Source organism: Streptomyces sp. UNOC14_S4, from assembly GCF_020740835.1.
Classification (GTDB): Bacteria; Actinomycetota; Actinomycetes; order Streptomycetales; family Streptomycetaceae; genus Streptomyces.
The window spans coordinates 1-12,836 of the sequence record NZ_JAINFC010000193.1 but is presented as its reverse complement, the minus strand read 5'-3'; the positions used below and the strand labels follow the sequence as shown (position 1 = coordinate 12,836).

Sequence of the window (12,836 nt, the reverse complement as noted above, 5' to 3'; positions counted from 1 at the left end):
GCAAAGTGCGGTCGTGCATCACTCCGTACAGCAGCAAAGCCCCCGGTGAGCCACCCAGCCACCGCCGTTCGCCGGTCATCATCACGCTCAACCACAGGTGGCAGTAACCACAAAAGCAACGGCATTGCCTCGGGGGTGTGGGGCTGCCCGGTGACGTCCGTGAAGAAGTCGGCGTACGCCGTCAGCGCACCGCTGTCGGGGGGCTCGGGCGACTCGGACGGCACCGTGCGGATCGTCGCCGGCAGCAGTCCGGCCGGAACGGTCCACGCGGCCAGTGGCCGCACCGTCCAGCGGCGGCCGATCTCCTCGCACTCCGCGGCACCGAGTTCGGCGGTGGCCCGGGCGTCGAGGTGGTTCTCCGGGTCGTCCCAGTACAGCGCGGTGTGCCCGGCGGCTCGCGCGTGGTCGGCCGCGCCGCGTACGAGCCGGATCGCCACGGCCCGCTCCTCCGGGGTGGCGGCACGGGTGACGTTGTGGCTCTGGACGACGCGTTCCCGTTCACGCGAGACGACCAACCACTGGACGTCGGCCTCCGACGTGCCGTCCCGCCGCTCGTACGCCTCCGCCCAGCCGAGCAGGCCGCCGCCGTCCGGCCGCCGGGCGACGACGAACCACGCGGGGTGTTCCCGGGCGTCGGTCTCCGTCATATCGGGTGCGGGCACCGGCAGGCCGGCGAACAGTTCCTCGGTCAGGCGGGCGTCCACGTCGGGATCGCGGCCGTCCTCCACACTGATGTCGATCGTCAGGTCCATCGGACGGCTGTCCTCTCGTCGCTTCGTTTCGTTCGCCGTACGCGGGTGAGGACGCGCGGCACGGGCGGTCCGCCTGAGCCGGAAGGGAGAAAAGGGAGAAAGTGCCGCTGCCTGCTTCGCCCGCCTCATCTGCCCCAGATACGGCGGTACGCCGCCCGGTACCCCGGCGGGTCCCACGTCGTCGCCCAGCCGCTGTTGACGGCGGTGGTGAGGTGCACGGGAGCGACGTACCCGGACGCCGGCTCACCCGCGAAGGCGCGGTTGAACTCGTCGACGATCTGCCAGCCTTGCTGCTGGAGGGGTTCGGGGACGGTGGCGGCCTGGAACTGTCTGCTGTCGATGCGCTGGAAGGCGGAGGGGTCGCCGTCGCCCGCGCCGATGTTGTAGGGGGCCCCGGCGCCCTTGTGGCGGGCGGCGCGCAGGGCGGGGGCCGCGTCGGCGAAGTAGACGTCGTTGATGGCGACGGAGTGGGTCCACGCGGTACGGAAGCGGGCGAGGAGCGCGCCGACGGCCTCGGGGGTGCGGCGGCTCGTGTCGGGGAGCGGGATGTTCTCCTCCGTCAGGAGCCGTACGCCGGAGCAGGCGGCGAGCCCCTTCGCGATCAGGTCGGACTTGTGCCGGGCGAACGGGATCGATGCGTCGGTGAAGAGGACGACGCCCGCGCTGCCGCCGGACTGCGCCACGACCCAGTCCGCGCTGATCCGGGCGACGTCCTCGACCCTGGTGGTGATGTTGGTGAAGAGCGCGGGACTTCTGCTCGGCCCGGGGGAGGCCACGGCGTGCCAGCCGACGACCGGGATGTGGTCCGCCCTGGCATGCGCGATCTGCTGGGACGTCAGCAGCGGGTCGAAGCCGCCGACGACGATGCCCGACGGGTGCAGCGCGACGGCCTGGCCGAAGGCACCCTGCAGGCCCGCCGGGGTGCCCTGGCCGTCGATCACCCGGACGTCCCAGCCGATGACGCCCGCGGCCTCCCGCACGCCCTTGGCGATGCCCGCGACGCCGGGGTTGGTCATGGTCTGCGCGACGTAGACGAGGGTCTTGCGGGGCGCAGCCCGGGGGCCGTCGGCCGGGCCGTCCCACTCGGTGTCGGTGCGTTCGGCCCGGCGTACGTCCTCCTCGGCCGAGGCCAGGACGCCCGGGCAGCCGTTCCCTGTCGGACGGCCCGGCGGCGGGGGTCCGGTGCCGACGGACGAGCCGCGCTCGCATCCCGTGAGGCCCGCCAGCAGGACGGCGGCCAGTACCGTCGCGGCCGTCAGCGCGGTTCTCACGCGGTGGCCCCGGTACGGCGTCGCCGAGTCCGGCGGCGGGCCGTGTACCCCGCCAGGCCGACGGCGACGAGCAGGGTGGCGCCGTTGAAGAGCGGCGTGACCCAGAACTGGGCGCCCAGCTGGCCGATGCCCGCGAGCCCGACGGCCAGTACGGTGACGGCGACCAGGGTGCCCGCCGCGTTGGCCCGGCCGGGCCGGATCGCGGTGGAGCCGAGCAGGGCGCCGACGAAGGCGGGCAGCAGGTAGTCCATGCCCACGCTCGGGTTGCCGATCTCCTGCTGCGCGGCCAGCAGGACCCCGGCGGCGCCCACGACCAGGCCCGAACCGGCGAAGGCCAGCACGACGTAGCGCCGCGTCGGGATGCCGACCAGCTCGGCGGCTCGGGGGTTGGAGCCGATGACGTACAGGTACCGCCCCAGCGGCAGCCGTTCGAGGAGCACCCACAGCACGGCGGTGAGCGCGAGGACGTAGCAGGCGGAGACGGGCAGGCCGAGGAAGCGCGAGTCGTAGAGGTCGGTGAACGCGGGCGGCAGGCCGTGCGGGCCGGGCACGATCCGGGCGCCCTCGGTGACCCAGCCGGTCACGGCGTACATCACGCTGCCCGTGCCGAGCGTGGCGATGAAGGAGTCGATCCGCGCGCACTCGACGACGGCTCCGTTGAGGGCCCCGACGGCCGCCCCGCCGAGCAGCACGACGAGGCAGGCGGCCTGCCAGGGCCACCGTTCGGTGACGACGAGCTGCATCGTCATGACGTGCGCGAGCCCGATCCCGTAGCCGATGGACAGGTCGAACCGGCCGGTCGCGATGGGGATCGTCGCGCCGAGCGCGAGGAGGGCGGGGATCGACTGGTTGGACAGGACGGCGGAGACGTTGTCCAGGGTGGGGAAGGTGCCCGGCAGCACGAGGGAGAAGGCCAGGAACAGCAGGACGGCGAGGACGAGCAGGCCGTAGGCGCCGACGAGATGCCCGAAGCGGCGCGCCGTAGGGGAGCGCGGCGTCACCCGTCGGCCCCGGTGAGCGGCCTCATCGCCGAGGCGGCACGGGTGAGGGCGGCGGCGGTGAGGGCCTCGCCGCCCAGCTCCTCCGTCACGCTCCCGCGGACGAACACCAGGGCGCGCCCGCACACGGCCGCGGCCTCCTCGAAGTCGGCGGAGACGAACAGGACGGCGAGGCCCCCGGCCAGGGCCTCCCGGAGCAGGCGGTGGACCTCCGCCTTGGCGCCGACGTCCACTCCCGCGGTCGGCTCCTCCAGGATCAGCAGGCGCCGTTGCCGCCCCGGCCCCAGCCACCGGCCGAGCACGACCTTCTGCTGGTTCCCGCCGGAGAGGGTGGCGAGGGGGGCCTCGCCGTCCGGCGGGCGCACCCGGAACCGGTCGATCAGGGCCGCGGCCTCGGCACGCTCGCGGGCGGTGCCGATGGAGCGCGGGCCGCGTGCGGGGCGGCTCGCGCCGGGGTTGGCCAGGAGGTTCTCCCGTACGGTCAGCCCGGCGCAGCCCTCGTCCTGCCGGTCGCCGGTGACGAGGGCGACGCCCGCGCGGACGGCGGCCGCGACCGTGCGGGGCCGGTACGGGCGACCGTCCAGCAGGGCCCGGCCACCGAGGAGCGGACCGTGGCCCGCGAGGGCGCGGCCGAGCGGCACATGACCGGCGCCGGTCAGGCCCACCAGGCCGACGGCCTCGCCCGCGCGCACGCGCAGGCCGACCGGTTCCGTCTCCTCCGTCCCCACGTCCGTGAGGCTCAGGACGGCCGGTCCGGTGGCGGGAGCGGTGCCGCCGGGTCGTACGCTCTCCGCCTCGACGCCGACGATGTCGCGCACGAGCCGGGCGGTCGCGTATCCCGCGAGCGGACCGTGGCTGACGACGCGTCCGTCGCGCAGGACGGCGAAGGCGTCGGCGACCCGGGGCACTTCGTCGAGCCGGTGGGTGACGAAGACGATCGCGCGGCCGTCGTCGCGCAGGGTGCGCAGGACGTCGAAGAGCCGGGCGCAGTCCGCGGCCGGGAGGCTGGCGGTCGGCTCGTCCAGCACGATCAGCTCGGCCCTGGTGCACAGGGCGCGGGCGATGGCCACCAGGGAGCGCTCCGCCCGGGTGAGGGCGGCGACGGGGGTGTCCGGGTCGAGGTGCGCGGCGACCGTGCCCAGGGCGGCGGCGCACTGCCGCCGGGTGCGCCGCCAGGACACCAGGCCCGCGTGGCGCGGGTAACCGGTGCCCAGGGCGATGTTCTCGGCGACCGTCATCCAGTCCACCAGCCCCAGGTCCTGGTGGATGAACGACATGGCGCGGGAGGCCGCTTCGCTGCCGAGCGGGTGCCCGGCGACGGTCACCTCGCCCTCGTCCGCGCGGTGGACGCCCGCGAGCACCTTGATGAGGGTGGACTTCCCGGCGCCGTTGGCGCCGAGCAGGGCCAGCACACTGCCGGAGCGGATGTCGAGGTCGACCCTGTCCAGCGCGAGCGTGCCACCGAACCGCTTACTGAGGCCGCGTATGCGGACGACATACCGCATATCAGACATGCTAAGCGCTCCGCTGGAATTCCGGTGTGTCATCTGCGGGTGCGTCGTGGCTGGTCGCGCCTGCGCGGAGGAGCCGCACCACGTCACGGCCCCGCGCCCCCAAGCCGCCTGCGAGCTCGGCCACCCGCGCCCATCCGGCGTCTGCGGGCCGTCGTGGGCTCCTCGCGCAGTTCCCCGCGCCCCTGACGGTCCATCAGATCGCCGGTATGTCGTCGAAGTCGATCCCGGCGGCGATCCCGGCAGCGGGATCGGCGGCGGACCCGTCCCGGCCCGCGGGCATCTCCAGCGGGCACTCGGCCCAGATGACCTTGCCGTCGGCGGTGTAGCGGGCGCCCCAGGACTGGGAGAGCTGCGCGACGAGGAACAGGCCGCGCCCGCCCTCGTCGGTGGTGGCGGCGTGCCGCAGGTGCGGGGCGGTGCTGCTGCCGTCGGCGACCTCGCAGGTCAGGGCGCGGTCGTAGAGCAGCCGTACGCGGATGGGTCCCGAGCCGTACCGGATGGCGTTGGTGACCAGTTCGCTGAGCAGCAGCTCGACGGCGAAGCCGGCCTCGTCCAGCCCCCATTCGGACAGCTGGTGGGTGACGGCGGCGCGGACGGAGGTCACGAGCGCCGGGTCGGCGGGCAGCTCCCAGGTGGCGATCCGGTGCCGGTCCAGCGTGTGGGTACGGGCGACGAGCAGGGCGATGTCGTCGGTGGGGTGGTCGGGCACCACGGTGTCGACGACGGCCTGGCAGGTCTCCTCGGGCGGGCGGCCGGGACGGGCCAGGGTCCGGCGCAGCCGCTCCAGGGCCTCGTCGAAGTCGCGGTCGCGGTCCTCGATCAGGCCGTCGGTGTAGAGGACGAGCTGACTGCCCTCGGGGAGCTCGAACTCGGCGGTCTCGAAGGGGAGCCCGCCCAGGCCCAGCGGCGGGCCCGCGGGCAGGTCGGGGAAGACGACGGTGCCGTCGGGGCGGACCAGCGCGGGCGGGCAGTGCCCGGCCCGGGCCATCGTGCACTGCTGCGAGGTCGGGTCGTAGATGGCGTAGAGGCAGGTGGCGCCGATGATGCCGGTGATGCCCGCGAAGGGGTTGTCGCCGCACTCCTCGCGGTCGAGGCGGCCGACGAGGTTGTCGAGGTGGGTGAGGACCTCGTCCGGAGGCAGGTCGAGCTCGGCGAAGTTGCGCGCGGCGGTGCGCAGCCGTCCCATGGTCGCGGCCGCGTGCAGCCCGTGGCCGACGACGTCCCCGACCACGAGGGCGACGCGGGCGCTGGAGAGCGGGATGACGTCGAACCAGTCGCCGCCGACGCCGGACTCGGCGGGCATGTAGCGGTGGGCCACCTCGACGGCGTTCTGCTCGGGGAAGCCGTGCGGCAGCAGGCTGTGCTGCAGGGCCAGGACCATGGCGTGTTCGCGGGTGTAGCGGCGCGCGTTGTCGATGCAGATGGCGGCGCGCGTGGCGAGCTCCTGCGCGAGCGAGCGGTCGTCGTCGCCGAACGGGGCGGGGTCCCGCGCGCGGTAGAAGCTCGCGATGCCCAGGGCGATGCCGCGGGCCAGGAGCGGCACGGTGATGAGGGAGTGGACGTTGTGGGCCAGGATGCGCTTGGCGTTGACGCGGTCCTGGGAGGTCCAGCTCTCGGAGGTGCGCAGATCGGGCTCCAGGACCGTCCGTCCGCTGGTCAGGCAGCGGAGCTGAGGCGTCGTCGGGCGGAGGCGGACCCGCTGCCCCACCGGGTAGAACGGGCAGTCGTCGCGGATGCCGTGCACCACGGTGCGGTGGAGGTCCTTGGTGGGGTCGGCCGGTTCGTCGCCCCGCAGCACCGCCTCGGGCAGGTCGATGGTGACGTAGTCGGCCAGCCGCGGCACCGCCATCTCGGCGAGCTCCCGGGCGGTGGTGGCCACGTCCAGGGTGGTGCCGATGCGCGTACTCGCCTCGGACAGCAGCTCCAGGCGGCGCCGGGCCGCGACGGCGAACCTGCCCACACCGGGCTCGCCGACCAGCACCAGGCCCCGCGTCGTACCACCGGGACCAGGGGCATGGTCGGCGGCGTCGGGCCCGTGGGCCGCCGCGGCGGCCAGGCCGGGTACGGCGGCACCGGGCGGACGCACAGCCGGCGGGACGGTGCCGGGGCGGGGAGCGAAGTCCGGCGGGGCGGTGCGAGGGAGCTCGACCGTGGTGACGGCGAGACGCTGCTGCCGCGCCGGGAGGAACGCCTCGACCACGAGGCCCTCCACCCCCGACAGGCTCGTCACCGGCCTGCTCAGCAGGGTGACGCGCAGTCCGCCGGGCAGGGGCACCTCGACGGCGGCCCGGCGGCCCGAGGAGATCAGCTCGGTGGCCTTCTCCTCCAGGATCATCCGGTCGCGCCGGTCCAGGCCACTGGTGGCCAGATCGTCGGGCTCCCGGCCGTCGCCGCCCGGCAGGCCGCGCCGGACGTCGAGATACGCCTGGAGCAGGGAGCGCTCCCGCGCCGAACTCTCCTCCAGCAGCCGCCGTTCGATGGCCTCCGCCGCCCTGCTGACCGCGACGTCCAGCGCCGTGCCCGCGTCGGCGCGCGGATAGCCCAGGCACAGGACGCCCTCGATGCGCCCGCTGAGCGGATCCCGGACGGGGACCGCCGAGCACGCGTTGTTCTGCGAGCGTTCCGCGAAGTGCTCGGCGCCGTAGACGGTGACCAGCTGCCGCTCCACGAGGGCCAGCCCGATGCCGTTCGTCCCGCCGTACCGTTCGTCGAAGACGAAACCCGGGACGCTCTGGACCGGCTCCAGGTGCCGGACCATCGCGGGGTCGCCGAAGCGGCGCTGGAGCACCGCGCCGCGCCCGTCGGCGAGGGAGACGTTCATCTTCATGCCCGCGAACCGGGACCGCAGCCGGTCGAGCACGGGACCGGCCGCGTGCGCGAGGCGGCCGTCCAGGTCGAGGTCCTGGGTGAAGGGGAGCTCGCAGCCGTCCGGCGACAGCCCCAGCTGCCGGCTGCGCTCCCAGGAACCGAGGATCGGGCTCCGTACGTGCTCCGCGTCCCGGCCGCCCAGGGCCTCCCCGTGCAGGAAACGCTCGCGGGCGAGTGCGGGACCGACGTCACCTGTCCCGAGCCCCATCCGGATCACTTCCCTCACCCGCACCCGTACGCCGATGTTCCATTTTAGAACTTTGTCCGAATTGGGGTTTTGGTTGGGGTTCCGGTCGCGGACAGGTGGTCACCCGGCACGGTGCGTGATCCATCTCGGTGGTCCGGGACCGTCACAGGATCGCGAGCGGGGTGACCGGCGAGCCCGTACCGCCGGGGATGTTCAGCGGTGCCACGACGAGCAGGAACGCGTGGCGTCCCGCCCCGGCGCAGGCGGTGGCGAGCGCCTCCAGGTCGAGGTTGTCGAGCAGAGGCATGCCCATCGCGTTGATCGCGAGGACATGGACGGGGGAGTGCACGCCCTCGACGGGCGACGGGCGTACGTCGTTGTCGCCGTCGCTGCCGAGCAGCGCGATCCCGCGCGCGGCCAGCGGCGGCACGGCCGTCACATGCAGGCCCGCGCAGGCCGCGCCGGGATCCCACGGGCCCACCTCGCGGCGGCGGCGGAACCGGCCGACGCGCAGCAGCACCGCGTCGCCCTCGCCGATCCGCACGCCGAGCGCGGCCTCGGCGGCGGCGAGGTCCGCGGCGCCCACGGCCCGCCCGGGCTCCAGCCACGCCGTCCCCTCGACGGCGGGCAGGTCGAGGAGGACGCCCCGGGTCACCAGGGGCCCGAGCGCCGCCACGTCACCGAAGCGGGCGCCCCCGGCGCCGACGAGCTCCCGGGCCGCGCCGCCGCCGTGGAGCCGCCCCCGGTAGGCGATGTGGGCGAGCGCGTCCAGGTGGCTGACGGACTTCCCGTGGTAGTCGACGCCGATGAAGTCCTTGTGCGTGGCGGGCTCGGGGGCCTCGACATCGCCGAGGTCGGACATGTAGCGCAGCGCGGGCCTGGCGTTGTCGGGCCCGGGGACGGTGTCCCAGGGTCGGGCCATCGGCACCACCGTGCCGTCCCTGACCAGCGAGGCGGCCCGGCGGACGCCCTCGGCGGTCACCCTGTTCCAGGCGCCCCGGCCCGCGTCCGCGTCCGCCCACCGGCCCCACGCCCGTACCGCCGCGAAGAGCGCGTCGAACTCCTCGCGGGAGACCGCGGGCCCTTGGGGGACACCGGGCTGGCTGCTCATCCACTGCACCTGCCGGGAGACGGGGTGGTCGAGACCAGTGTGGCCCCGGGGCCGGATGCCGTGCCTGTTCGGACCTTCTTTCCGGTGGGCCGACGGGGCACGACGCCGCTGCGGCCTGCCGAGGCCCGGTACCAGCGCGGAACCGGAGCCGTGGCCTGCCCGGTCGCCGAGGGACCGGCCTCCTCGAATCCGTAGGGACAAGGCCAAGTCATGGGCAGGGCACCACTCGACGTACTAACGTGTCCCAGGGTCGCTCTGGCTGAAAATGAACGGCAATTCGAGGGGGCCCATTCGTGACGCCATTCACCACGCGCACCGGTCCCGCCTTACGCCCGGGAAGGGGTCACTGGCCGGCGGCCAGCCTGCTGGGCGGGCTGTCGGCGACGACACGCCACCGGATGATCGCTCTCGGGCAGCCGGCGCGCTTCACCGGGGGAGAGCGGCTGCTGCGCGAGGGGGAACTGGGCTCGCATGTGTTCCTGCTGCTCAGCGGCTGGTTCAAGGTGCTGGCCAGGACGGAGGACGACCGCGATGCACTGCTGGCGGTCCGGGCCGGCGGCGACATCGTCGGCGAGCTGGCCTGTTTCGACGCACAGCCTCGTGTCGCCACGGTCGTGGCGGCCGGTACGGGTGCCGCCAAACGGATCAGCAGCCAGGACTTCCTCGCGTTCCTGGCGTTCCACGAAGAGGCGGCCCAAGCCGTGATGCGCGCTGTGGCGGGAAAGCTGCGCTGGGCGACGCGGCGGCGTCAGGAGTTCGGAAGCTGTGCCGTGCCGACCCGGGTGGCCCGGGTCCTGGGGGAACTCGCCCGGGTGTACGGCCAGGCCGGGGACACCGGCATCGCGATCGGGGTGTCGCTGACCCAGCCCGAACTGGCGGAGCTGGTCGGGGCCTCCGAACCGAGTGTGCACCGGGTGTTACGCGCGTTCCGCGAGCAGGAGATCATCGAGACCGGCTACCGGCGCATCCTGGTACGGGACTTCCCCGAGCTCAGCCGGATCGCCGGCACCGTCTGGGGCACCCCTCCCCTCATGCTGCCCTCCCTGCCAGGACCAGCCATGCCACCGCCGACAGGACCATCACGGAGACCCAGATGACGGCGCGGGCCGCATAGCCGTTCTTGCGGTCGGCGATCCGGGCGAGGGCGTCCGCCGTCGCCCACATCTGGGCCGCCAACTGCTCGCCGTTCGCGCCGGAATGGTCGGCGGAGTCCAGCGAGAACCGGTTGGGCGCGGCGTACCGGGCCGTGCGTGGACGGATCACCTGTACCAGCAGATATCCCGACACGGTGAACGTGAGCACGTAGGCGAGTGTGGCGAGCCAGAAGAGCACGGCCAGCGGCTGGGTGGGCGGCGGGGCGCCGACCTGCCCGACCTGGGCGGAGACGACGGCCGCGAGGCCGACATGCACCGTGACCATCGTGCCGGCCTTGGCGTCGGCCTGCTGCGTGACCTGCTGGAATGAGGTCATCGCGGCGACCGCCGCCGCCATGTCCTGCGCTGCCCGGTCGTGCTCGGCCATTGCTCAGTTCCCGCCGTGGTGGAAGTGGTGGAAGTGGTGGAGGTGGTGGCTGTCGTGGCGCGGGTGGAGCAGGTCGGGGTGGCGCGCATCCGGGTGGTGCGGGCCGGAGTGGTGGTCGTCCTCGTGAGGCCCGTCCCCGTGACGGGCATCCGCGTGATGGAGGCCGGTCACCGCCGTGTCGTCCGGGCCGTCGAAGTCGCCGTCGCTCACCCCGGCCGTGGCTCGCATCCCTTCGCCGTGGCCTCCGGTCAGCACCCATTCACACAGCGCCCCGCCGTGCGAGACCACGGTGGCGGCGACATGCGCCGCGCCCAGCGCCGGGACGACGAACTCCCGCATCGCCGTGCGCCCCGGCGAGTGGCCCCAGATCACCGGATTCGCCCCGAGGTCCCTGGCCGGGGCTGATTTGGGCACATGCAGCCAGGCGCTCGAGGCGAAGTCCTTCTTCCGGACGACCACGTCGATCCGGTGGAACTCGGCGGCGGACAGCCCGCGCGCCTGGGGGAGGATCACGTCCCGGTAGACGTCGTCCGGCACAGCCAGTGCCAGGTCGCTGCCGTCGTCGGCCTCCAGCGCGTCACGCACCTGGTCGGCGTCGACCAGCCGGTTGACCAGCACCACGCAGTCGCCCAGATACCCCCGGTCGGCCCTGGAGACCGCCCCCTGGCCGAGGGCGGCCCGCATCCGCAGCCGGCCGAACGCACCGGGCGCGCGGTTCGCCTGGTAAAGGCCGTCGCGCAGCCCGAGGACCAGCGCCGGGACCGTGCGTACCGCATCGGTCCGGACCGGGAAGACGATCAGCTGGCCGTCGCCCTGCAACTGCTGCTGGGTACGGACCCGCGGCACCCGGGCCCGGCGCAGGGCGTACTCGACCACGAGCCGGAGCCGGTACTGGGCATCGCCCTGCTCGGGGTAGGTGTGATGACGGCTGTAGTGGCGGAGGTCCACGGCCAGACACAGCCGCCTGCGGTAACGGGCCATCACATCCTCACCAGTTCGTCCACCAGGTCGTCAAGGTCCTCGCTGCTGCGGCGCAGCAGGTCGTCCAGGTGCTCGAGCTCGGAGCGGCGCTGTTCGACTGTCTCCTCGCCCTGTTCCCGGGTCTCCCGTGCGGACTCCACGCTGCGGGTCAGTTCCTCGATGCGGGAGGACAGCCCCTCGGCGATCGCCTCCGCGAGCGGCTGCATCGTGCCGGCCGAGAAGGACGTGGCGGCCTCACGGGCCTGTTTGGGGGCCGCCAGCCGGATCTGCGTGGTCATCTCCCGGCCGACGGCCTCCCGCATCTTGGCCTCCAGCCGGCCGCTCGCCGAACGGCTCTGCCAGATGCCCTGGACGACCAGAGCGGCGGCCAGTGTGGGCAGCCCGAACGGAGTGAACATCCAGGCCATGCCGATGACCAGGGTCGGCAGCAGGCTGCGCAACGCCTCCTTGGCGCCGAACTGGGCGCCGACCATGCCGACCGCCACCCCGCCGAGGAAGAAGCCGCCCACACCCGCCAGGAACCGGGTCAGCGGGGGTTCCTGCTGGCGCTCGCCGGGTGCCGCGGCGGCGCTGGTCACGCCGGTGAGGTCGACCCGCAGCCGGTCCAGTCGGGCCTCGAAGGAGCCCAGTTCGGCGTTCATGCGCTCGGCGAACTTCTCCAGGTCCTGGGTGATGACCGGTTCCAGCGAACCGGACACCCACTGGGCCACCTTCTCCTCGATGCTCTTCGCGGTGCCGGCGGCGATCTCTCCGGCGACCTGCTCGACGCGTTCCTTGAGCTTGAGGGGGTTCGCGCCGATCTGGGTGGTGAGGGTGATGTCGGCGGCGACCACCGGGGCCTCGTCCGCGACCGCCGCGAGAAAGCCGCCGAGCAGGTTCTCCACCCGCTCCTGGAGCAGCCGGGTCTGGTTGCCGATGTCCATCGTGATCTGCCGGGCCTGGTTCTGGAGTGCGCGCAGCGGCTGCTGGGCGGCCTCCCAACGGCGCTCCAGCTCCCCGGTCCGCGAGTCGAGCATGGCGAGTTCGTGCGGGACGTTCCGGTCCAGTTCGCGCGCGAGACCGCGCAGCGCACGGGCAGGGGCGAGAATCTTGGCCTTGTGCCGCTCGGTGGCCAGGTAGCGTTCGAGCGCGGACTCCAGGGCGGCCACGCCCGAGGCTTGGAAGGCGTCGTCGTCCCCCGTGACCCTGGCCCGCAGTGCCGTCTTGCCGTCCACGAAGAAGAAGCGGCCCTCGTCACGCCCCTCGCCGCGCAGGTCGACGATGCGCCGCCGGGCGGCCGTCACCACGTCGTCGCGCTCGTGATCGTCGACGGCGTCGAAGTAGGTGAAGACGAAGAACGGGTCGTGGGCGTCCAGATGGGACGTCAGGAACTTGGACTCGTCGATGCTCATGGCGGCGATGGCGTGCTGGAGGAAGATCACTGCGTCGGCCTTGGGGAGGTAGCCGAGGGTGATCTCGTCCCGGCTCTCATGGTCGTTGAGCCCGGGGGAATCGACCAGGACGACATTGTGACGGCACAGCTCCAGCGGCCAGACCACCTCGGCCTTGACATACGGGTTGCGCTCGCCATGGGCCGTGTTGTTGACGGTGATGAGGTCGATGAGCCGGTCTGGGGCGACGGACTCGGGAGCGG

The 12,836-nt window shown here is 73.4% G+C and carries 10 protein-coding genes; 1 reads left to right on the top strand and 9 read right to left on the bottom strand.

Annotated elements, in window-relative coordinates; all coding sequences use genetic code 11:
- The 6 genes from K6I34_RS18625 to K6I34_RS18600 all read right to left on the bottom strand — a co-directional run.
- Nucleotides 1-752: hypothetical protein (locus tag K6I34_RS18625; protein ID WP_229327411.1), on the bottom strand; the 752-nt coding region annotated here is incomplete at its 3' end.
- 125 nt (nt 753-877) lie between these two features.
- Nucleotides 878-2,023: a substrate-binding domain-containing protein gene (locus K6I34_RS18620; RefSeq protein WP_229327410.1), complete on the bottom strand. Its 1,146-nt coding sequence runs from the start codon at nt 2,021-2,023 to the stop codon at nt 878-880.
- Complete coding sequence (locus tag K6I34_RS18615) at nt 2,020-3,024, bottom strand: ABC transporter permease (protein WP_229327409.1); 1,005 nt, start codon at nt 3,022-3,024, stop codon at nt 2,020-2,022. The genes K6I34_RS18620 and K6I34_RS18615 overlap by 4 nt, the downstream gene beginning before the upstream one ends.
- On the bottom strand, nt 3,021-4,535 hold the full coding sequence (locus K6I34_RS18610) for a sugar ABC transporter ATP-binding protein (RefSeq protein ID WP_229327408.1): 1,515 nt from the start codon (nt 4,533-4,535) through the stop codon (nt 3,021-3,023). The genes K6I34_RS18615 and K6I34_RS18610 overlap by 4 nt, the downstream gene beginning before the upstream one ends.
- A gap of 193 nt (nt 4,536-4,728) precedes the next feature.
- Nucleotides 4,729-7,611 (bottom strand): SpoIIE family protein phosphatase, encoded by a 2,883-nt coding sequence (locus K6I34_RS18605; protein WP_229327407.1) that lies wholly within the window; start codon nt 7,609-7,611, stop codon nt 4,729-4,731.
- Nucleotides 7,612-7,753: 142 nt separating this feature from the next.
- On the bottom strand, nt 7,754-8,701 hold the full coding sequence (locus K6I34_RS18600; RefSeq protein WP_229327406.1) for a cyclase family protein: 948 nt from the start codon (nt 8,699-8,701) through the stop codon (nt 7,754-7,756).
- Between the two features lie 293 nt (nt 8,702-8,994).
- On the opposite strand from K6I34_RS18600, the gene K6I34_RS38325 reads away from it, so the two are divergent.
- Nucleotides 8,995-9,798 (top strand): Crp/Fnr family transcriptional regulator, encoded by an 804-nt coding sequence (locus K6I34_RS38325; protein WP_308294025.1) that lies wholly within the window; start codon nt 8,995-8,997, stop codon nt 9,796-9,798.
- Here the strand turns inward: K6I34_RS38325 and K6I34_RS18585 are convergent.
- The 3 genes from K6I34_RS18585 to K6I34_RS18575 all read right to left on the bottom strand — a co-directional run.
- On the bottom strand, nt 9,731-10,222 hold the full coding sequence (locus K6I34_RS18585; RefSeq protein ID WP_229327405.1) for a hypothetical protein: 492 nt from the start codon (nt 10,220-10,222) through the stop codon (nt 9,731-9,733). The genes K6I34_RS38325 and K6I34_RS18585 overlap by 68 nt on opposite strands.
- A gap of 3 nt (nt 10,223-10,225) precedes the next feature.
- Nucleotides 10,226-11,203 carry a hypothetical protein gene (locus K6I34_RS18580; RefSeq protein ID WP_229327404.1) on the bottom strand — a complete coding sequence of 326 codons (978 nt, stop codon included), beginning with the start codon at nt 11,201-11,203 and terminating at the stop codon, nt 10,226-10,228.
- Nucleotides 11,203-12,836: dynamin family protein (locus K6I34_RS18575; protein WP_229327403.1), on the bottom strand; the 1,634-nt coding region annotated here is incomplete at its 5' end. The genes K6I34_RS18575 and K6I34_RS18580, both read right to left, overlap by 1 nt.

Bases quoted from the DNA above. Each gene is read 5' to 3' on its own strand.
- K6I34_RS18610 (WP_229327408.1), bottom strand. From the start codon at position 4,535: ATGTCTGATATGCGGTATGTCGTCCGCATACGCGGCCTCAGTAAGCGG.
- K6I34_RS18605 (WP_229327407.1), bottom strand. From the start codon at position 7,611: ATGGGGCTCGGGACAGGTGACGTCGGTCCCGCACTCGCCCGCGAGCGT.
- K6I34_RS18600 (WP_229327406.1), bottom strand. From the start codon at position 8,701: ATGAGCAGCCAGCCCGGTGTCCCCCAAGGGCCCGCGGTCTCCCGCGAG.
- K6I34_RS18585 (WP_229327405.1), bottom strand. From the start codon at position 10,222: ATGGCCGAGCACGACCGGGCAGCGCAGGACATGGCGGCGGCGGTCGCC.
- K6I34_RS18580 (WP_229327404.1), bottom strand. From the start codon at position 11,203: ATGGCCCGTTACCGCAGGCGGCTGTGTCTGGCCGTGGACCTCCGCCAC.